Annotated in this window: 20 protein-coding genes; 10 read left to right on the plus strand and 10 right to left on the minus strand. The window is 61.9% G+C overall.

The window, feature by feature from the left end:
- Positions 1 to 4: 4 nt before the first annotated feature.
- The 6 genes from dnaN to FJ940_RS23185 all read right to left on the minus strand — a co-directional run bounded on the left by dnaN (position 5) and on the right by FJ940_RS23185 (position 7,131).
- Positions 5 to 1,123 (minus strand): DNA polymerase III subunit beta, encoded by a 1,119-nt coding sequence (gene dnaN / locus FJ940_RS23160; protein WP_140496751.1) that lies wholly within the window; start codon positions 1,121 to 1,123, stop codon positions 5 to 7.
- 200 nt (positions 1,124 to 1,323) lie between these two features.
- Positions 1,324 to 2,868: a chromosomal replication initiator protein DnaA gene (gene dnaA / locus FJ940_RS23165; RefSeq protein WP_140496749.1), complete on the minus strand. Its 1,545-nt coding sequence runs from the start codon at positions 2,866 to 2,868 to the stop codon at positions 1,324 to 1,326.
- An 849-nt stretch (positions 2,869 to 3,717) separates the two neighbouring features.
- Positions 3,718 to 3,984 (minus strand): 30S ribosomal protein S20, encoded by a 267-nt coding sequence (gene rpsT, locus FJ940_RS23170; RefSeq protein WP_140496747.1) that lies wholly within the window; start codon positions 3,982 to 3,984, stop codon positions 3,718 to 3,720.
- A gap of 207 nt (positions 3,985 to 4,191) precedes the next feature.
- A complete protein-coding gene (locus FJ940_RS23175) occupies positions 4,192 to 4,965 on the minus strand; it encodes an enoyl-CoA hydratase (protein WP_140564841.1) in 774 nt (257 codons plus the stop codon).
- Positions 4,966 to 5,006: 41 nt separating this feature from the next.
- Positions 5,007 to 5,897 carry a bifunctional DNA-formamidopyrimidine glycosylase/DNA-(apurinic or apyrimidinic site) lyase gene (gene mutM, locus FJ940_RS23180; RefSeq protein ID WP_140496743.1) on the minus strand — a complete coding sequence of 297 codons (891 nt, stop codon included), beginning with the start codon at positions 5,895 to 5,897 and terminating at the stop codon, positions 5,007 to 5,009.
- Positions 5,890 to 7,131, minus strand: a complete 1,242-nt coding sequence (locus FJ940_RS23185) for a phosphopentomutase (protein ID WP_140557604.1) — start codon at positions 7,129 to 7,131, stop codon at positions 5,890 to 5,892. The genes mutM and FJ940_RS23185 overlap by 8 nt, the downstream gene beginning before the upstream one ends.
- A gap of 135 nt (positions 7,132 to 7,266) precedes the next feature.
- Here FJ940_RS23185 and FJ940_RS23190 point away from each other — a divergent pair, with 135 nt between their 5' ends.
- A complete protein-coding gene (locus FJ940_RS23190; protein WP_140557605.1) occupies positions 7,267 to 8,184 on the plus strand; it encodes a PhnD/SsuA/transferrin family substrate-binding protein in 918 nt (305 codons plus the stop codon).
- 5 nt (positions 8,185 to 8,189) lie between these two features.
- On the opposite strand, the gene FJ940_RS23195 is transcribed toward FJ940_RS23190, so the two are convergent.
- The 3 genes from FJ940_RS23195 to FJ940_RS23205 all read right to left on the minus strand — a co-directional run bounded on the left by FJ940_RS23195 (position 8,190) and on the right by FJ940_RS23205 (position 9,980).
- Positions 8,190 to 8,810 carry a TadE/TadG family type IV pilus assembly protein gene (locus tag FJ940_RS23195; protein ID WP_140523898.1) on the minus strand — a complete coding sequence of 207 codons (621 nt, stop codon included), beginning with the start codon at positions 8,808 to 8,810 and terminating at the stop codon, positions 8,190 to 8,192.
- A 38-nt stretch (positions 8,811 to 8,848) separates the two neighbouring features.
- Complete coding sequence (locus tag FJ940_RS23200) at positions 8,849 to 9,430, minus strand: TadE/TadG family type IV pilus assembly protein (RefSeq protein ID WP_140513202.1); 582 nt, start codon at positions 9,428 to 9,430, stop codon at positions 8,849 to 8,851.
- A 127-nt stretch (positions 9,431 to 9,557) separates the two neighbouring features.
- Positions 9,558 to 9,980, minus strand: coding sequence for a pilus assembly protein N-terminal domain-containing protein (locus FJ940_RS23205; RefSeq protein WP_140496732.1), 423 nt, complete (start codon positions 9,978 to 9,980; stop codon positions 9,558 to 9,560).
- A 320-nt stretch (positions 9,981 to 10,300) separates the two neighbouring features.
- Here FJ940_RS23205 and FJ940_RS23210 point away from each other — a divergent pair, with 320 nt between their 5' ends.
- The 9 genes from FJ940_RS23210 to FJ940_RS23250 all read left to right on the plus strand — a co-directional run bounded on the left by FJ940_RS23210 (position 10,301) and on the right by FJ940_RS23250 (position 19,374).
- A complete protein-coding gene (locus tag FJ940_RS23210; RefSeq protein WP_140496730.1) occupies positions 10,301 to 10,480 on the plus strand; it encodes a Flp family type IVb pilin in 180 nt (59 codons plus the stop codon).
- A gap of 161 nt (positions 10,481 to 10,641) precedes the next feature.
- A complete protein-coding gene (locus FJ940_RS23215; RefSeq protein ID WP_140513204.1) occupies positions 10,642 to 11,160 on the plus strand; it encodes a prepilin peptidase in 519 nt (172 codons plus the stop codon).
- Positions 11,161 to 11,361: 201 nt separating this feature from the next.
- The gene (gene cpaB, locus FJ940_RS23220; RefSeq protein ID WP_140523901.1) at positions 11,362 to 12,174 is read left to right on the plus strand and encodes a Flp pilus assembly protein CpaB; all 813 of its coding nucleotides are present in this window, start codon (positions 11,362 to 11,364) and stop codon (positions 12,172 to 12,174) included.
- Positions 12,171 to 13,691 carry a type II and III secretion system protein family protein gene (locus FJ940_RS23225; RefSeq protein ID WP_140513208.1) on the plus strand — a complete coding sequence of 507 codons (1,521 nt, stop codon included), beginning with the start codon at positions 12,171 to 12,173 and terminating at the stop codon, positions 13,689 to 13,691. The genes cpaB and FJ940_RS23225 overlap by 4 nt, the downstream gene beginning before the upstream one ends.
- A gap of 14 nt (positions 13,692 to 13,705) precedes the next feature.
- Positions 13,706 to 14,443 (plus strand): CpaD family pilus assembly protein, encoded by a 738-nt coding sequence (locus FJ940_RS23230; protein WP_140564837.1) that lies wholly within the window; start codon positions 13,706 to 13,708, stop codon positions 14,441 to 14,443.
- A gap of 40 nt (positions 14,444 to 14,483) precedes the next feature.
- Complete coding sequence (locus FJ940_RS23235; protein ID WP_181167618.1) at positions 14,484 to 15,767, plus strand: CpaE family protein; 1,284 nt, start codon at positions 14,484 to 14,486, stop codon at positions 15,765 to 15,767.
- Positions 15,768 to 15,796: 29 nt separating this feature from the next.
- Positions 15,797 to 17,305, plus strand: a complete 1,509-nt coding sequence (locus FJ940_RS23240) for a CpaF family protein (RefSeq protein WP_140496710.1) — start codon at positions 15,797 to 15,799, stop codon at positions 17,303 to 17,305.
- Between the two features lie 29 nt (positions 17,306 to 17,334).
- Positions 17,335 to 18,348, plus strand: a complete 1,014-nt coding sequence (locus tag FJ940_RS23245) for a type II secretion system F family protein (protein WP_140496708.1) — start codon at positions 17,335 to 17,337, stop codon at positions 18,346 to 18,348.
- Between the two features lie 9 nt (positions 18,349 to 18,357).
- Positions 18,358 to 19,374: a type II secretion system F family protein gene (locus FJ940_RS23250; protein WP_140496706.1), complete on the plus strand. Its 1,017-nt coding sequence runs from the start codon at positions 18,358 to 18,360 to the stop codon at positions 19,372 to 19,374.
- A gap of 82 nt (positions 19,375 to 19,456) precedes the next feature.
- Here the strand turns inward: FJ940_RS23250 and FJ940_RS23255 are convergent, their stop codons facing one another.
- The gene (locus FJ940_RS23255; protein ID WP_140523904.1) at positions 19,457 to 20,278 is read right to left on the minus strand and encodes a tetratricopeptide repeat protein; all 822 of its coding nucleotides are present in this window, start codon (positions 20,276 to 20,278) and stop codon (positions 19,457 to 19,459) included.
- Positions 20,279 to 20,307: the final 29 nt, after the last annotated feature.

The following is a 20,307-nucleotide window of genomic DNA, read 5'->3' on the forward strand; positions in this document are numbered from 1 at the left end:
TGCTCTACACCCGCATCGGCATCAGCACATAAAGCGCGGTTTCATCGGCCATGTCGTGGATCAGCGTTGGCGAACCGGCGTCGGCCAACATGAACCGGGCCTCTGAACCGGTCAATTGTGCGGCAACGTCGAGCAGGTACTTGGCGTTGAAGCCGATCTCGATCGGGTCGGCTGAATAGTCGGCGGCCAACTCCTCGGTGGCGCTGCCCGAATCCGGATTGTTGACCGCAAGCGTCACCTGGCCCTCACTGATCGAAAGCTTCACCGCGCGCCCGCGTTCGGAGGAGATGGTCGAGACGCGGTCGACGGCGGCCGCGAAGCTCTGGCGGTCGATGATCAGCTTCTTGTCGTTGCCGGTGGGAATGACCCGCTGATAATCGGGGAATGTGCCGTCGATCAGCTTGGAAGTCAGGATGACGCTGCCGATGGTGAAGCGGATCTTGGTGTCCGACAACTCGGTGGTGACCGCCACGTCGGGATCATCGACCAGCTTCTGCAATTCGCTGACCGTCTTGCGCGGTATGATGATGCCCGGCATGCCTTCGGAACCCGCCGGCGCGTCGATCTCGGCGCGCGCCAGGCGATGGCCGTCGGTCGCCACCGAGCGCAGCTTCAGCTTGCCGCCGACCTCATGTGTGTGAAGATAGATGCCGTTGAGATAATAGCGCGTCTCCTCGGTGGAGATGGCGAACTGGGTCTTCTCGATCAGCCCCTTGAGCGCGACCGAGTCGAGCCGGAAGATATGCGAGAAGGATCCGGCCGAAAGCTCGGGGAAGTCCGATTGCGGCAGGCATTGCAGTCGGAAGCTCGAGCGGCCGGAGGTCACCGTCATGGCGTTGCCGTCCTCGTCCGTCTTCAGCATCACCTCGGCACCGTCGGAAAGCTTGCGCACGATGTCGTAGAGCAGATGCGCCGGAACCGTTGTCGCGCCACCCCGCTCGACCTTGGCCGGCGTCGCTTCCGTCACCTCCAGGTCGAGGTCGGTGGCCTTCATTTCCAGGCTGGCGCCTTCGGCGCTGAGCAGCACGTTGGACAGGATCGGTATGGTGTTGCGCCGCTCGACCACGCGGTGGACGTGGTTGAGCGACTTCAGGAGATTTGACCGTTCCAGGATAACACGCATGACGAACCAGGCTCGCTTGAATGAATGAGCGGGTCTCCGGCTGGCGGCGTCCCGCGAAAGGTCTGAACAGGCTTCAGAATCTGCGTAAACTGACAGGAAAAAACCAGCAAACGCAAGCCCGCGCGACCGGTTCGGGCCGGCTACGCGGGCTTTCTGGGGATAAAGGCGGCGAAGCACGCCGCCAGGCGTTTTCGAACGGCTCAGGCCTGGTCGTTGATCAACCGTCTCAACAGTTCCAGTTCCTGCGCCAGCGTGTTGTCGCCGCCGGAAAGATCCTCGATCTTGCGCACTGCGTGCAGCACCGTTGTGTGGTCGCGGCCGCCGAAGCGCCGCCCGATCTCGGGCAGCGAGCGCGGCGTCATCACCTTGGACAGATACATGGCGACCTGCCTCGGCTTGACGATGGTGCGCGTGCGCCTGTTGGACAGCAACTCGGTCTTCGACACATTGTAGTGCCGCGCGACGATGCGCTGAATATCCTCGATACGGACCCGCTTCGGCTCGCCGGTGCGGTAGATATGGCCGAGGATCTCGTCGATGCGATCGATGGTGATCTGCGGCTCGAACGACTGGCGGAACAGGAGTTGATTGAAGGCGCCTTCCAGTTCGCGGCCGCTGCCGGTCACCGTGCGGGCGACGTGATTGAGGATCTCGTCGGAGATGTCGAGGGAAGCGTCGTCGTGCCTGGCGGTGGCGAGGCGCAGCTTGAGCATGCCCAGGCGCATGGCGAAATCGGGGGCCGACATTTCGAGCGCGACGCCGCCATTGAGGCGCGAGCGGACCCGCGGTTCGAGGGATTCCAGTTCCGACGGGGGCCGGTCGGCGGCGACGACGACCTGCTTGGCGCTGTCGAGCAGCATGTTGATCAGATGGCAGAATTCGTGCTGGATCGACTTGCCCTGCAGGAATTGCATGTCGTCGATGATGAGCAGGTCGATATCGCGAAGCTGTTCCTTGAGCGTCAAGGCATTGTTGTCGCGGATCGCGGTGGCGAAGCGCCACATGAAATATTCCGCCGTCAGGTAGACGACGCGCGATTTCGGGTTCTGCTTCAGCGATTCCGCGGCGATAGCCTGCAACAAATGGGTCTTGCCGAGGCCGACCGTCGCATGAAGGAAGAGCGGGTTGAAGCGCACCGCGCTCGACTGCGATTCCGCCACGGCCTTGGCCGCGGCGAAGGCCACCCGGTTCGACGGCCCTTCGATGAAAGAGGCGAACGTGTAACGCGGATCGAGCGGCGATCCCAGCACATTGTGGCGGAACTCGCTCTCGGCCGGCATGCCCGGGCGCGGCGCCGGAGCCCGCTCCAGCCTGCCGGGGCTTACGGTGCCGGCGGCCAGCGCCGTCTGCGTTTGTCGCGTCATCTTGCGCGCCGGCGCCAATTCCGGTTCGGCATGGCTGCGCCCCTGGCGGGTGGCTGTGCGCACGATGATCTCGATCTTGAGGATCTCCGGATCCTCGTGCTTCCAAAGCTCGCAGATAAGGTCGAGATAGTGGCCGTTGATCCACGAGCGCAGGAAGGCAGTGGGCACCGAAATGCGAACGATGCCCTTTGAAGCCTCCGCGACCTTCATGCGCCCGAACCAGCTCGAATAGACTTCGGTTCCCAACCGCGCCTTCAACTGGGCCTTGACCCGGTCGAACTTCTGTTCCGCGTCGCTGGAAGCCGCCATCTCATCAGCTCCGATCAGATTTCCTGAAAATGGGATGTCATTGGTAAGCTCCCTTTCGACGCCGCTCTGCATGATCGAGTTCCTTGTCTCTGTACCTGTTTTTCCGCCGGGGATGCGCCTCCTGCATCCGTGTTCCAGCGACTGCGCTTTGCTACGACGCCCGCTGCCGCCGCCGGCAGATGAACGTCGCCCATTGTCCAGGGAACCGGTGCCGGCCCATGGAAGCCAGTCCGTGTTGGGTATGTCAGGGCAATGCAACACCGTCCGGCGAAAATCGCCGGCGCTGTCGACCTGCCATGTATAGTTACGCCAGTCCCCTACCGTATCGAAAAAGAGCAAACCAAACCTGTTCGCGGACTTGATCCGCGCCACAAACCCCGCCAATTTAAGCTGGCCCATTCAGGCTGGGTCAGGGCCACCCGGCCCATCCCTTTCGATGGACCGACATTACCGAAATCGCTGTGGATAGGGCAAGGCCACGTCTAACGGATTTTTAAGGAATCTGGTTAGGTCCGGCGCGCCGAAGCGCCATGCGGCAGCACTATAGTTTGACAAAGCCATTGTGATTCAAACCCTTTTCCGGCGAATATGAAAAAGCCGGGCTGGCGCGAAATTTTGTGAAATAAATCGCTTGACAGCCAGTTGTTCTCCTGGCGCTTCGCCGCGCTGTGGACAACGTGTGGATGACTATCTGTAACTAGCTGGGAAATATTGATTATTTCTGCGGAGGGAGAATTTTTTTAGCCGACACTTTTCAAGTATCTGGACCATCAGCCGGCACGCATATGCCGGCAAAGCATTTCGGACCGCAAACTCCGCTTTCGACGCCGTTTCCGAGTATTCTTTTTAAGTGCTTGCCGGCAAACGAAAAAACCCGGCACTATCGGCCGGGTTCTCAGAAGATCAGTCCGGAAAGGGACGTCAGGCCGACAGCACCTTGAGGCGCTGGGCCAGCCGTGAAACCTTGCGGGCCGCGGTGTTCTTGTGGATCACGCCCTTTGTCGCGGCACGCATCAATTCCGGCTCGGCGGCCTTGAACGCCGCCTGCGCGGCGGCCTTGTCGCCGGAGGCGAGCGCCTCCTCGACCTGGCGCACATAAGTGCGGACGCGCGAGCGGCGGTTTTTATTGATCGCCGCGCGGCGGACGATCTTGCGCGTTGCCTTTTTGGCCGAGGATGTATTGGCCATGATGCCTCTCTTCTGATCTGGTCGGCGCATGCGGCATGCCGCAGGGCACAAAAAACAAACGGGCAGCCACAGGGCCGCCTCGGTTGGTGCGGCTTATAGTTCAGCTTTCCCGGCGCGTCAACGCTGGCTGGCGTTCTTTTTGGCTGTCGTCGCGCCGGAGCATTTTTTCAGCCACGCCGAAGCATTTCGCGCCCCGGAGGTGCGCTGTCAGCGATTGGTGAAATTCGGCTTGCGCTTCTCGGCGAAGGCCGCCATGCCTTCCTTCTGGTCGTCGAGCGCAAACAGCGAATGGAACAGTCGACGTTCGAACCGCAGCCCCTCGGCGAGCGTCGTTTCATAGGCTCGGTTGACGGCTTCCTTTGCCATCATCACCGACGGCAGCGAAAAATCGGCGATCTTGGCCGCCGCCTTGACGGCCTCCTCGACAAGCTCGCCGGCAGGCACGACGCGCGAGACCAGCCCGGAACGCTCGGCCTCCGCGGCATCCATCATCCGCCCGGTCAGGCACATGTCCATCGCCTTCGACTTGCCGACGAACCGGGTCAGGCGTTGTGAGCCGCCCATGCCGGGAATGACGCCGAGCGTGATTTCGGGCTGGCCGAATTTTGCCGTGTCGGCGGCGATGATGAAGTCGCACATCATCGCCAGTTCGCAGCCGCCGCCCAGCGCATAGCCCGCCACCGCCGCGATGATCGGCTTGCGCGCCCGGGTCAGTTCTTCCCAGCCGACGAAAAAGTCCTTGATGTAGGCATCGACGTAGGAAATCGACAGCATTTCCTTGATATCGGCGCCTGCGGCGAAGGCCTTCTCGGAACCAGTGACGACCATCGCGCCGATGCCGTCATCTGCCCCGAACACGTTTACCGCGGCCACCAATTCCGCCATGACCTGGGAATTCAGCGCATTGAGCGCCTTCGGCCGGTTCAAGGTGATCAGCCCGACCTTGCCCCTGGTTTCAACGACGATCGTTTCATAGGCCATGGCTTCGGCTCCTCTTCCAGGCAATTGAAGATCGATCTAGCTCACCGCTGACAGGTCCGGCAATAGAAGGTCGAGCGGCCGCTCTGCGTGATGCGCTCGATATGGCCGCCGCAGCCAGGCTTGGAGCAGGGTTCGCCCTCCCGGTCATACACCGCGAAGGAGTGCTGGAAATAGCCCAGCGAACCGTCGGTCTGCATGTAGTCGCGCAGCGACGATCCGCCGGCCGCAATGGCATCTGCGATGACCGAGCGGACCGCCACGGCAAGCCCCCGGCTTTGCTCACCCGCTTTCTTGCCGGCTTTGGCTATCGTGCCCGCCTCGCGCAGCGGCGACAGCCCGGCGCGCCATAGCGCCTCCGAGACATAGATGTTGCCGAGCCCGGCTATCAATCTCTGGTCGAGAAGAGCGGCCTTCAGCGGCGATTTCCGGCCCTTCAGCAGTGAGGCCAGCAGCACTCCGTCAAGCGCATTGCCGGTGGGTTCGACGCCGAGCCCCGCCAGCATCGGATGGGTGTCCGGCGGCCCTTCGCAAAACAGCATGAAGCCGAAGCGACGCGGATCGTTGAAAACCACGCGCGAGCGGGTGCCGTCCCGAGAGGCGACGTCGAAGATGACATGGTCGTGCGTCGAACTCTTCGACCGCTCGTGATGGAACACGCCGGGCATTTCGGCAGCGTCGGCCGTCTCGATGCGAAACGAGCCCGACATGCCGAGATGGCAGATCAGGGCGGGACCGCCTTCGAGATCCATCGTCAGATATTTGGCTCGGCGTCCGAGCGCCGTGATCGTCTTGCCGGTCAGCCGCTCGGCGAATTTTTCGGGGAATGGAAAACGCAGGTCCGGCCGGCGTGCCTCGGCGCGGATGATGCGGGCACCCTCCAGAACCGGCTCCAGCCCGCGCCGGACCGTCTCGACCTCGGGCAATTCAGGCATGGCCGCCCATATCCGGGTAAAAGGAAGTGCCGTAGCGGCCGTGCGCCAACCCGAGATGTTCGGCCACGGTTTCACCAATGTCGCAGAATGTCGTTCTCAGCCCGATGTCGCCGCCCGTCAGACCTGGTCCGATGCCGATCACCGGAATGCGTTCGCGTGTGTGGTCGGTGCCGCGCCAGGTCGGGTCGTTGCCGTGGTCGGCCGTCAGGATCAGCAGATCGCCCTGTCGCAATCTCGCGAATGCTTCCGGCAGTCGCCGGTCGAAGGCCTCGAGCGCGGCGGCATAACCTGCAACATCGCGGCGATGGCCGAACTCGGTGTCGAAATCGACGAAATTGGCGAAGACGAGATCGCCGTCGCGGGCCGCATCCATTGCATCAAGCGCCTGGTCGAACATGGCCATGTTGCCCGCGGCCTTGCGCACTTCCGAAATCCCCCGATGGGCAAAGATGTCGCCGATCTTGCCCACGGCGATGACGCGGCTGCCACGCGCCGTCAGCCGGTCGAGCAATGTCGGCTCGGGTGGCGGCACGGCGTAGTCGTGTCGGTTGTAGGTCCGCTCGAAAGTGGCTGCCGTCTCGCCGACGAACGGTCGCGCGATCACCCTTCCGATCCTCAACGGATCAACCAGGCGACGCACCACCTTGCAGAATTCGTAGAGCCGCTCCAGTCCGAAATGGACCTCGTGCGCGGCGACTTGCAGGACTGAGTCCACCGAGGTGTAGCAGATCGGCTTGCCCGTGCGGATGTGCTCCTCGCCGAACCGTTCGATGACCTCGGTACCAGGCGCATGGCAGTTGCCGAGAATGCCCGGCACCTTGCCCTCGCGGATGATCGCCTCGGTCAGTTCGGCGGGAAAGGCTGGGATCGTGTCGGGAAAATAACCCCAGTCGAAACGCACCGGCAGGCCGGCTATCTCCCAATGACCGGATGGCGTGTCCTTGCCGCTCGAAACCTCCTGGGCGGCACCGTGGAAGGCATTGTCGACGAGATCCGTCCCGAAAGCGGCAAAGCCCAGCCCCGTCGCGGTCTCGGCAGCCTTGCCAAGTCCGAGCGACGCCATGTTGGGAACAAACAACGGCCCTTGGCGAAGTCCTTCGCGATCGGCGCGGCCTTCCGCACAGGCCTCGGTGATATGGGCGAAGGTGTTGGCACCGGCATCTCCGTAGCGTTCGGCGTCGGCGGCGCCGCCTATGCCGAAGGAATCCAGGACGAAGAGGAAAGCACGCGCCATGAGGTCATTGTTGCCGGTTTGAGCACCCAGACATAGGGTTCCACGGCGGCATTGGCAATTCGGAAACCAAACGGCAACCGCTCGGCGCGATAGTCCGGAACCAATTCATTGACGGATCGCAGGACCGGGTCTCCCATGAAAGCTGCCCTGAAGACATGCGCCGCTCTCATGATCGCGCAAGGCGCGGTCTGGTCCGGCTCGGCGCACGCCGACTGGCGTGACGATATCGGCACGTTTCGCATCGGCATCGTCGCCGAACCCGGCGCCGCCAACACCGTTCCAGGCCTGGCGCGGTTGACCGAGGCCTTTACCAACGCGCTGGGCATGAAGGTGGAGTTCGTCGTTGCCCGTGACTATGCCGCGCTGATCGATGCGCAGGCCAATGCTCGCATCGAATATGCCGTCTACTCGGCGACCGCCTATGCAACGGCGTCAAGACGCTGCGAGTGCGTCGAACCGCTTGTGGCACCGGTCGATTCCGATGGCGCGGTCGGCATCCGCGCCGTGCTGCTGACGAAGGATGGCAAGGTGCCCAGCCTGGCCGCGATGGAAACCCACCGGATCGCCATGCCGCCGGCGGACAGCATTGGTTCTCTTTTGCCATTGGCCGGACTGGCTGCCGAGCACGTCAAGATCGCAGAGGACGCATCGTTTCTGGTTCACGCCGGTTCCGCCTCGGCCGCGGAAGGAATGCTGGTCGATGGCCAGGCCGATGCCTTGTTCGGCTGGGCGACGGCGGCGGCCGACGGCGAGCCAAGACTATCGGGCACGCAGGCAAGGCTCGAAGCCGCCGGGCTTTCGGCGACCGCCCTTCAAGTCGTATGGACGTCGGGTTTGCTGAGATACGGTCCTCACGCGGTGCGTAGCGATCTCGACCCGGAAGCCAAGCGCCGGTTGGCGGTTTTCCTGACCAATCTCAAATCGACGACGCCCGACATCTACGACCTGCTGGAATCGAGGCATTCCGGCGGTTTCGCCACCGTGGTTCCCAAGGATTACGAGATGGCGCACGCCATCGTGCGTCTGGTGTCGGACGGTGGCGTGCGGCGATAGGGTCGTCAGCAGTCGCCGCAGGGGATCGTCAGGCTTCTGCGCGGACGCAGATAATAGGTCTCGCCCATCGATATGTTGTTGAAGACCGTCGTCAATCCGGCCGTCTGTGAGCTGTCTGCGGACCAGGTGATGATCGGTTTGTAACCAAGTTTGCTTTCGACACGAATGAGAAAGGTGCCTGCGACCCTGAGCGTTGCCGGAACCGTAGTGGTTGCGGGCAGGGCGGTGCCGATACTGTAAGCACCATTGACCACCTTGCGCGACCACACCACGTTCACCCTGGGCGGCGTGTCGGTTGTGACCTGTATTGCCGTGATGGTGATATCCGGCTTCGAGCGATTGTACGGCTGCAAGGTGGAGGTGCCGATCTTCATGATGGCATCCAGATCCGCCTTGACGATGGTCGGCTGCTGCGTGACCAGATCCGCGACCATGCTGCCGATGCGGCTGACCTTCTTGCTGGTCTCGATGGCCTGCGAAGCCTCCATGGTGATGAAATACATGATCAGCAGGATTGGCACGATGAGAGCGAACTCGACCGCCGCGATGCCACGGCGATCGCGTATGAAACCGACCCACTTCCCCCAGCGTCCTGCAATTTCTGGATGTGCCCCCGCACGCATCATGCCCGTCCCTTTTTCTTGGCTTTGCTTTCGCCGCGAACTCAGTTGTCGAATGGCTCGTTCTGCCAGGTCACCGATGCAAAATGCAGTGTCTTGTTACCGCCCATCGACTGAGCCAGAAGATCGGTCATGACGGGCCATTTGTAGAAGACCCGCAGCATGTTCTTCGATTCTGCCAGGCCCGGCGTGGTCGCGAAGGGCTGCGAGTTGGCGCCTTGCATCAAGATGATCTCGCCATTCTCGATCTTGAAGCTGGCCGTGGCCGCGTCGGCGAACGTGGTATATGCGCGAAGGTCCACGTCCAGCTGATTTGGGCAATCCTGCGAGACGATGATCTTCAGTTTGTCGCAGATCATGGTCTTCAACTTGTCCCCGGCGACGTCGGCCGGTCTCAACTGCCCGGTGCGCAATTTGCGCGCGATGTCGTCGGTGATGTTGGCCATAACTTCCTGGCCGGCAAATGAGATGCAGCTTTCCAGGATGGCGAAGACAAGAACCGCGAACGGCAATGCGAGCAGCGCGAATTCCAGTGCCGTACTGCCGCGGCGGTCGCCGGCGAAGCGTGCGAAAAGCCGTGCCCGTCTTGCCTTGCGGTCGCTTGTCGAGACGAATTCGATGCTCATGCTCTGATCCTGCCCATCCCCAGACGGTCTCGGCAGGTGTACTAGTGCAAACCAGTTGAAGTCCGGTTTGAATGATCGTTAAAGTCGCCGCGGGCGCCTTAACCACCCGCTAACCTGGACCGCGTGCCTACCGGCTGACGCTCATCTCGGCTTCTGAGGATTTTTCGGCTTCGCTCTTGTAGGAGCTTTCGCAATAGGGCGTGCAGGACATGGTCTGAACTTCAGCGCGCCGGTAGATGCGCACCGACGAGGCCGCCTGCCGCACGACGGTGATCTGTTCATCGATGATCGGGCTGCCATCCTGGTCGAGGACGACGAGGTTGGTGACGCCGAAGCCCTTGCCAGTCAGCACGATCGTCGAGGCGTCCTGCACGGACGCGTCGGCGATTGCCGGGTTGCCGACCACGATCGTGTCGGCGGGGCGCGACAGTTTGACGATCTTGGCCTGGTTCATGGTGACCTCGATGCCGGTGTCGGCCCTGGCGGGCATGACAAAGCTCACGGCGGCAAGAAGCACGGCAATCAGGATCGACGATTTCGGCTCGGCCATTGACGCGCTCCAGGCGGGCGGACTGTTCAACGGAACATGAACGAGATTGGTGAACCAACGGTTAAGCAGGCCCGGGCGCCATATGCCGCGATCGTCATACGCGCCGCGGAGCTGTTTCTTTTGCGGCTGCTTGCCTGGGAATTGCGCCTCGGCCGGCGCTTAGCCCATAGTTAACCACGCAATATGTTCCAACCGGGAAAGGAATCGGTAAGGCTGTTTATTAAGTCGATCGAAAGAGCTTCTCCCTAGATTGGCAGCATCCGATCAACCATCACAGAAGTTGACGGAAGTGCTGTAACACGTGGAGTAGGAGCTCTCGAATGTCTAATCTCATTGCACGTTTCGTAAAGGACGAATCCGGCGCGACCGCTATCGAATATGGTCTGATCGCCGCCCTCATCGCGCTCGCCATCATCGTCGGCGCCGGCGCGCTTGGCAACGCCATCAACGCCAAGTTCGAAGCTATCGGAACGTCCCTGAACAACGTCCCGACGCCCTGAACGACGTCAAGTATATTGAGCGCTCGGATTGCGTTCTGGACAAGGGCCGCCACCTGGCGGCCCTTGTTCTATTCAATGTCTTTTTGCCCTGGGCCTCATCAATCGTTAATCGAACATGCTTAGATTGAGTGCGGCTTAATCCGATAATAGGCATAGCGCCGATGCTTGAAGCCCTGATCTTCGTCGTCTTCCCGTTCTGCATGCTGTTCGCCGCGATCTCCGACATGCTGTCGATGACGATCGCCAATCGCGTGCCGGTGCTGCTCGTCGTCGTCTTCGCGCTGGTTGCGCCGCTGACCGGCATGGAATGGGCGGCCTATGGCTGGCATTTCGCCGCCGGCGCGCTGGTTCTTGCCGCAACGTTCGGCCTCTTTGCAATGGGCGGCATGGGCGGCGGTGATGCCAAGCTGCTGGCCGCGACCGCCGTGTGGATGGGACTCAACATCCAGCTCGTCGAGTATCTCGTGGTCTCGACCTTCATAGGCGGCTTGCTGACGCTTGCCATTCTCGTCTACCGGAAGTCGCCGCTTGCGGTTTTTACCGGCCGCAATCCGTTCCTGCGTCACTTCGCGGACGAGACGACCGGGGTTCCCTACGGCATCGCGCTCGGTTTGGGCGGATTGCTGACCTACCCGGATTCGCCCCTGATGGTCTGGGCGCTGGCCAGGCTGGCGGCCTGACCTTACCGATCATTCCTTGGCTGTGTTGCGGCTGGCTCCGCGGAGCGGGGCTGGCTGTTTGTCCGTGGCTGCGCAATACAGCTAATTTATGTAAACCTTAAATTAATCACGATCGTAAGCATTACATTAACCTTGTTTTGACGATTGCCGCTGCAAAGTCCGGCCTGGCTAGGTGGTTTGCCAAGGCGAGGGTTCGGACAGATGCCAGCATCCCGATTGATTATTCTGAGCGTGGCGGTCGCCGCGGCGGGTGGTGCTGGCTATGTCGCGAAGAACATGGTCGCCGCGCCGCCACCGCAGATCGTCGAGTCCGGTCCAGCGGCTCCCGCCGTGGCATTGCAGGACGTGCTTGTCCTGTCGGGTGATGTCACCATGGGCAGCCAGCTCGAGAACAACATTGCCTGGCAATCCTGGCCGGTCGACGGCATCAACGCCAATTTCATCACCAAGGCCACTGCTCCCGACGCCCTGGAGAAACTGAAGGGGTCCATAGCCCGTGTGCCGATGTACGCGGGCGAGCCGGTGCGGCGTTCCAAGCTGATCGGCGAGGGGCAAAGCTTCATGTCGTCGATCCTGCCCTCCGGCATGCGGGCGGTCGCCACGACGATATCGGCCGACACCTCTGCCGGCGGCTTCATCCTTCCGAATGATTTCGTCGACGTCATTATGACCCGCCGGGCCGATGCCAACAGCGGCGGCTCCGGCTTCAACACCGAAACCATCCTCAAGAACATCCGCGTCCTGGCGATCGACCAGACCATCCAGGAGGACGAGGAAGGCAAGAAGACCAGGGTGGGCCAGACCGCCACGCTGGAACTGACGCCCAAGCAGGCGGAGATCATCACCGTCGCCCAGCAGATGGCGGATCGCCTGACGCTCGCGCTGCGCGCGATCACGGACACCCAGGAAAAGAATTTGGATGAGGCCGACTATCTCGTTTCCGGCAATGGCCGCAAGGGAACGGTCAGGCTGATCAAGTCGGGCGAAGTTTCCGAAGTGGGGGCAAGGAAATGAGGCTAAGCGGTAAACTGCCGGCGATCATGGCAGCGGCTTTCGGCCTGCTGCTCATTGGGACAAACGTGCAGAGCGTTGTCGAGGCCAAGAGTGCACAGGTTTCGGCTTCGGCGGCCACCCAGCGCGTCAAGCTCGGCCTCAACAAGTCGGTGGTCATCGACCTGCCGAGTGATGCCTACGACATTCTTGTCGCCAATCCGACCGTCGCCGATGCGGTGACCCGCACCGCGAGGCGCATCTACCTGTTCGGCAAGGCGGTTGGCGAGACCAACATCTTTGTGTTCGGGCCGAATGGCGAACAGATCGTCAGCCTCGATCTGGCCGTCGAACGCGACGTCGCAGGCCTGGAGGATTATATCAAGCGCTTCATCCCGACATCGTCCATCAAGGTCGAACTGCTGAACGACAACGTCGTCCTGACGGGAACCGTCGACACGCCGCTGGACGCCAAACGCGCCGTCGACCTGGCGACGATCTTCGTCTCGGGCGGTGAAGCGACGACGGGACAATATTCGCAGACCGCGGCCGGCGGCTCGGCCCAGAGTGGTGTCGACATCAACAATCCGGACCAGGAACGCCGCGTCTCGAAAATCGTCAATCTTTTGCAGATCATCGGCGACGACCAGGTCACGCTCAAGGTGACGGTCGCCGAAGTCAGCCGCTCCGTGATGAAGCAGCTTGGCGTCAACATGGTGGGCAGCGGCGGTAGCAACGGCATCAGCTATGACGCGATGAGCACCCCGGCATACGGGCTTGGGAAACCGCTCTCGCAATTCTCGGGAGCTTCGATCGGCACCTCGGCGCTTCAGGCGTATCTAAACGCAATGGAGCAAGGTGGCGTCATGAAGACGCTGGCGGAGCCGACCCTCACCGCCGTGTCGGGTGAGAAGGCAACATTCAGGGTCGGTGGCGAGTTCAATCTCATCACCAGCCGTACGAACAATGTTTCGGACGAGAACAAGACAGGGCAGGTCACATACACCAACGACAAACTTGAATACGGCATCGGCCTGGAGTTCCAACCGGTTGTGCTGTCGGCCGGTCGGATCAGCCTCAAGGTCCGGACGTCCGTGTCGGAGCCTACTGCCGAAGGCGCCACCACGCTGGAAGCTGCAGGCAGGTTGCCCGGAACCACGCTGTTGTCTATCCGCAAGAGACTTGCCGACACGACCGTCGAATTGCCGTCAGGTGGTTCGATGATGATCGCCGGCCTCGTCCGCGATGACGTCAGGCAGGCTGTCGCCGGCCTGCCCGGGCTGACAAAGATCCCGGTGCTCGGCACACTGTTCCGAAGCAGAGACTTCGTGCGCAACGAGACCGAACTGGTGATCATCATCACGCCCTATCTGGTGAAACCGGTGGCACGAAACGACCTCGCCAAACCTGACGACAATTTCAACGCCGCCAGCGATGGCGCCGGTATGTTCCTGGGCCGAGTCAATCGCGTCTACGGCACAATGCAGACGGACAAGCCCAGCGGCCGTTATCACGGCGTCGTCGGCTTCATCTACAAGTGAACGGGGAAGCGGACATGTCTCAGTCAGCATTGCAGGCAAGGACCATCGCCATGACCACGCGCTCCGGCCGTTCGCGAATTCTCCGGCGCGCCATTCCTGCCCTGGCGGTGGCGGTGGCGGCATTGCTGGCCGGCTGCGCCCAGCGCGACAGTGTCACCGTCGGCGCCATTCCAGACGACTACCGCACCAACCATCCGATCGTGATCGCCGAGAAGAACCAAAAGATAGATCTACCTGTCGGTGCGGGTGACCGCGGCATGACCGGTTCGCAGCGCGATACGCTCCTGGGTTTCCTCGACGGCTATGACAAGAGTGCTGCCCCGACGCTGACGATCCAGGTTCCGAGCGGCTCGGCCAACGAGATCGCCGCCGCCGCCGCTGCGCGCGATTTCGCCCGGCTCGCGATTGCATCTGGCGTCAAGCGCAACCGGATCGTGGTCGTCTCCTATCAGGCTGCCTCGAGCGAGACATCCGCCCCGATCCGCGTCGCCTACATCGCGGTGAAGGCCCAGACCGATAAATGCGGACGATGGCCAGATGACCTGCTGGAGACGTCTGAGAACAAACACTATGCCGATTTCGGCTGCTCCTATCAAAACAATCTCGCCGCCCAGATGGCCAATCCGGCCGACCTGATCGGGCCGCGCAAGCAGACCACCATCGACGCGGAAAATCGTGGCGCGGTGATCGATGTCTACCGCAGCAGGGGTATTTCGGACGAGTTCCTCGGCAATTCTGAAGTGACGTACTGAGCCGCGCCCTAAGGAAAAGAGAAGTCACGGAAAGATGACCATGAGCAATCTTGCCTATGACACCCCCGTGGACGGCGGTGAGACCTCGCCGCAGGACATCGCCGTGATGCAGGCGCTGCGGCCGGTTCCGCGCATCTCGATCCAGGCATTCTGCGAGACCGAGGGTGTCGCCAATCCAGTCGAGCGCGCCGGCGAGGACCGCCGCATGACCAAGGCCCATCTCAAGGTCCATATGGGCGGCGTCCCCACCGCCATCGAATTCTACCAGTCGGCGCCGACGCCGAACCTGATCCTGCTGGAGTCGCGCAGCGAACCCAAGCAGTTGCTGGAACAGCTCGCGCAGCTCTCGGAATATTGCGACCCGTCTTCCAAAGTGGTGGTAATCGGCCACTACAACGATGTCGGCCTCTATCGCGAGCTCATCCGCTCCGGCATTTCCGAATATGTCATCGCGCCGGTGTCGATGGCCGACATCGTCAGCGTCATATCGTCGATCTTTGTCGATCCGGAAGCCGAGCCGCTCGGCCGCTCGATCGCCTTCGTCGGCGCCAAGGGTGGCGTCGGCTCTTCCACCATCGCCCATAACGTGGCTTGGGCGATGTCCTCCCTGTTCAAATCCGAGGTGGTCGTCGCAGACCTCGACCTCGCTTTCGGCACGGCCAACATCAATTTCGACCAGGATCCCGCGCAAGGCATCGCCGAAGCGGTGTTTTCGCCCGAGCGCATCGATGAAGTCTATCTCGACCGGCTGCTGACCCAGTGCGCCGAACACCTTTCGCTGCTCGCCGCGCCCTCGACGCTCGAACGCGTCTATGATTTCGATCCCGACGCCTTTACGCAGCTTGTCGACACCGCGCAGCGCACCGTGCCGCTCCTGGTGCTCGACGTTCCCCATGTCTGGACGGGTTGGACCAAGAACACCCTGATCAAGGCCGATGAAATCGTCATCACGGCGACGCCGGAACTGGCCAATTTGCGCAATACCAAGAATTTGGTCGACATGCTCAAACGGCTTCGTCCCAACGACTCGCCGCCCAAACTCATCATCAATCAGGCCGGCGTGCCCAAACGTCCGGAGATTTCCCCGTCCGATTTCGCCGAGCCGCTCGGCCTGGCCGCGATGGCGATCATCGGCTTTGACCCGCTGCTGTTCGGCAATGCCGCCAACAACGGACGTATGCTTGGTGAAATGGACGCCAAGAACCCGGTTGTCGCCACGATCAACGAAATTGCCCATGTGCTGACCGGTCGCAGCGAAATCCGGGTGAAGAAAAAAGCGGGTCTCGGAAATCTGCTCGGCAAGCTTTCGCGCAACAAGAAATGATGCTTCTTCAGTGGAATCGGTAGTCGATCATGTTTGGTAAGAGAGGCAGCGACGACGGCAACCGGTTCAAGCCGGAATTCCGCCAGCCGGCACCGGCGCCGACCGCGCCAGCCGTCGCGGATTCGGCCGATACCGCGGTTCTTGCGAGGCCGGCGGCCGCACCTGCGTCGAGCGCTCCTGTTGCACCGCCGGCCCGCCGCGCGGTCGAGGCGCCGCCGATAGCTCCGGAGCCGAAGCGGGCGGCGCGCGAAAAGAGCGAAACCTATTACGACACCAAGAGCCAGGTCTTCGCCGCCCTGATCGACACGATCGACCTGTCGCAACTCGCCAAGCTCGATCCCGAAAGCGCGCGCGAGGAAATCCGCGACATCGTCAACGACATCATCGCGATCAAGAATTTCGCGATGTCGATCGCCGAACAGGAAGAACTGCTCGAGGATATCTGCAACGACGTGCTTGGCTATGGGCCGCTCGAGCCATTGCTCGCCCGCGACGACATCGCCGACATCATGGTCAACGGCTCCAAGAACGTCTACATCGAAGTCAACGGCAAGGTCGAACAGACCGGCATTCGTTTTCGTGACAACCAGCAGCTTCTCAACATCTGCCAGCGCATCGTCAGCCAGGTCGGCCGCCGCGTCGATGAATCCAGCCCGATCTGCGATGCGCGTCTTCCCGACGGCTCCCGCGTCAACGTCATCGCGCCGCCGCTCGCCATCGACGGCACCGCGCTCACCATCCGCAAATTCAAGAAGGACAAGCTGACGCTCGATCAGCTGGTGAAGTTCGGCGCCATCTCGCCGCAAGGAGCCGAGGTTCTCAAGATCATCGGCCGAGTTCGCTGCAACATCGTCATCTCCGGCGGCACCGGCTCGGGCAAGACGACGCTCCTCAACTGCTTGACCAACTACATCGATCGCGAGGAACGCGTCATCACCTGCGAGGACTCGGCCGAACTGCAACTACAGCAGCCGCATGTTGTCCGTCTGGAAACCCGCCCGCCCAACCTCGAAGGGGAAGGCGAGGTGACGATGCGGGATCTGGTCAAGAACTGCCTGCGCATGCGGCCCGAGCGCATCATCGTCGGCGAAGTGCGCGGACCCGAAGTGTTCGACCTTCTGCAGGCGATGAACACCGGCCATGACGGCTCGATGGGAACGATCCACTCGAACAGCCCGCGCGAATGCCTGAATCGTATCGAATCCATGATCGCAATGGGCGGTTTTTCGCTGCCGCAGAAGACCGTGCGCGAAATCGTCGTCGGCTCCATCGACGTGATTATCCAGGCGGCACGCCTGCGCGACGGATCGCGCCGCATCACTCACATCACCGAGGTGATCGGAATGGAAGGCGACGTCATCATCACGCAGGACATCGTCCTCTACAACATCAAGGGCGAGGACGCGAATGGGCGGCTGCTGGGAGAGCATGTATCGACCGGCATCGGTCGCCCGCATTTCTGGGACCGCGCCCGTTACTATGGCGAGGAGCAGCGCCTCGCAATAGCGCTTGAGGCGATGGAGAAACGCGCTGACTGACGCTGCTGCAGGCGTAAGGGTTCTGGTCGATGTTTGGAATTGACGGCACCGTATTGGCGTTTGTCGTGCTCGCCGGCTTCAGCGCCGGCGCGGTCGCCTATGCATTCCTGTTCACCCGGATCAGCAACGAAAAGCAGGCCGGCAAGCGGCTGGAAACGATCAAGACCGCGGAGACGGATCGCTCCGTCGTCAAGGCCTCGCGCGATCGCGTGGCGGAGGCGGCCAAAAGACGCAAGTCGGTCCAGGATTCCTTGAAGGAACTCGACGAGAAGCAGAAATCCAAGGACAGCGCGGTCAAGAAACCGCCGCTGAAAGCCCAACTGCGGCAAGCCGGCCTGAAGGTTTCCATCGAACGCTTCTACATCTATTCCGCCATTTGCGGCCTAGCCCTGACGATCATCGCGTTTGTGGTGGGGGCGCCGCTTTTTGTTTTGCCTGGTGTGCTGCTGGCCGGTGCGCTGGGCCTTCCGCGCTGGTTCGTCTCATTTCGCCGCGCGCGGCGGGTCAAGGCATTCCTCAACGAATTTCCCAACGCGCTCGACATCATCGTGCGCGCGGTCAAATCCGGCCTGCCGCTGAACGATGCGGTGCGCCTGATCGCCAATGAATCTCCCGAGCCCGTCAAGGCCGAGTTTCGCCGCATCGTCGATTCGCAGCAGATGGGCCTGTCGATCCCGGATGCCACCTTGCGCATGCCCGAAACCATGCCATGCACCGAGGCGAGCTTTTTCGGCATCGTCATTCAGATCCAGTCGCAGGCCGGCGGCAATCTCTCCGAGGCGCTGGGCAATCTTTCGCGCGTGCTTCGCGACCGCAAGAAGATGAAGGCCAAGGTCCAGGCGCTGTCGATGGAAGCCAAGGCGTCCGCCGCCATCATCGGCGCGCTGCCTTTCATCGTCGCGTTTCTCGTATATCTCTCCAGCCCCAACTACCTGATGCCGCTGTTCACCACGAGCATCGGTAACCTGATCCTGGGGGTTTCGGCCGTCTGGATGTCGATCGGCATCTTCGTGATGCGCAAGATGATGAACTTCGAAGTCTAGGGCCGCGGCATGACCGAACAAGTCGTCAAATCACTGACGGATCCCGGCCTCCTGATCGCGCTGCTGGTCGGCATTGCCGTGTTCGCGACGGTCTTCACCTTGCTGCCGGCATTTGGCGGAAACCAGCTCAAGGCGCGCATGAAGTCGGTCGCGCTGGAACGCGACGAATTGCGCGCCAAGCAGCGCGCGCGGCTTGCAAGCGAGGCGGATCGCCGCCGCAAGGGCCTGCGCGAAGAACAGTCGATCGGCATGCGCAACATCGTCGACAGGCTCGACCTGCGGCGCGCCCTCGCCGACGAGGGTACCTTGCAGAAGCTCAAGGTTGCCGGTTTCCGTGGACAGAACCCGCTGACGCGGTTTCTCTTCTTCCGCCTCGTGCTTCCGTTTGTCGGCTTCGCACTGGGCGTGATCTACATATTCGTGCTCGGAGGACTGCCGCAGCAGCCATTGTTCATCCGGCTGTTCGTCTGCGTCCTCGTTGCCTATGGCGGCTTCTACGCACCGGTCGTCTATGTCAACAACCGCGCCACCAAGCGCAAGCAATCGATCCAGATGGCATGGCCGGACGCGCTTGACCTGATGCTGATTTGCGTCGAATCTGGCATGTCGGTGGAAGCGGCATTGCGCAAGGTCGCCGACGAGATCGGCGCCCAATCGGTGGCCCTTGCGGAAGAATTCATCCTGACGAACGCCGAGCTCTCTTATCTGCAGGAGCGCAAGCAGGCCTATGAGAACCTCGCCAGCCGCACCGGCCTGGAATCCGTCAAGTCGGTGTCGCAGGCACTCGTCCAGGCCGAGCGTTACGGCACCCCTGTGGCGCATGCGTTGCGCGTGCTCGCGGGTGAAAGCCGGGACCAACGCATGAACGCTGCCGAGAAGAAGGCCGCCGCCTTGCCGCCCAAGCTCACCGTGCCGATGATCCTGTTTTTCCTGCCGGTGCTGTTCGCCATCATCCTCGGCCCTGCCGGCATCCAGGTCAGCCAGCGCGGCATCTTCGGCCAGGCGCACGAAACCAGCAGCCAGTAGGTGAATCTGACCGATCCAAAGAAAAACCGCGCGGCTGACGCAGCGCGGTTCTCTTATGCAGGGTTCGGTGGCCGCGTGCCGCTCAGTTGGTTGCGGCTTTCGCCTTGTCCTGGTCCTTGAGCTGGCTCCAGGCATTTTGCTGAGCCAGCATCTGCCTGAGATAAGCGACATTGGCCTGCGCCTGTTCGGGTGACAGCTCCTGCGAGGCGATCTTCTCGGCTTCGTCGAAGCGGCCCTGCAGGCCGACGACCAGCGCCAGGTTCTGGCGCACGCGGCTGTCGGCATTCGGCTGCTGTGCGGCCGAGCGCATATAGGTTTCGGCGGTGCGCAGGTCGCCTCCCAGCACATAGGACATGCCAAGGTTGGAAAGCACCGAAGGTTCGTTCGGCTTGAGCTCCAGCGCCTTGCGGTAGAGCTGGCGCGCGTCGTCCTTCTGGCTGAGCTGGTCGAGAATGGCCGCTTCCGCCGACACCAGCCTCCAGTCGGGATATTCCGGCGTCTGCGCCCGGCGCACGGCATCAAGCGCCGCCTCGAACTGGCCGTTGGCGGCCAGCGCCTTGCCGTAGGCGGCAAGCACGTCGCGATCCTTGGGATAGGCGATCGCCAGCTTGCGCATCACGGCAAGCGACTGGTCGGCATCGCCATCCATCTGCAGCGCCGCGGCGAAGTTGGTCGCTATCCGCTTATCGTTGGGATTCCTGGAATAGGACTGGCCAAGCGCTGCCGTCGCATTGTGCAATTCTCCCGCCGACATCGTCTCCAGCGGCTTGCCGCTGGTGCGTCCGATCGAGCCTGTGCTGATCTTGTCGGTTCCGCAGCCGGCAACGCCTGCGGCCAGCGCGAGCATGAAGGCCGTGGTGATGAGCCGCTTTCCGCTGGCGTTCATCGTGCGGTTCGTCGACATCGGCACCCTGGGCCTCCATTCGTGCGCGT

Source organism: Mesorhizobium sp. B2-3-7, assembly GCF_006442695.1.
Classification (GTDB): Bacteria; Pseudomonadota; Alphaproteobacteria; order Rhizobiales; family Rhizobiaceae; genus Mesorhizobium.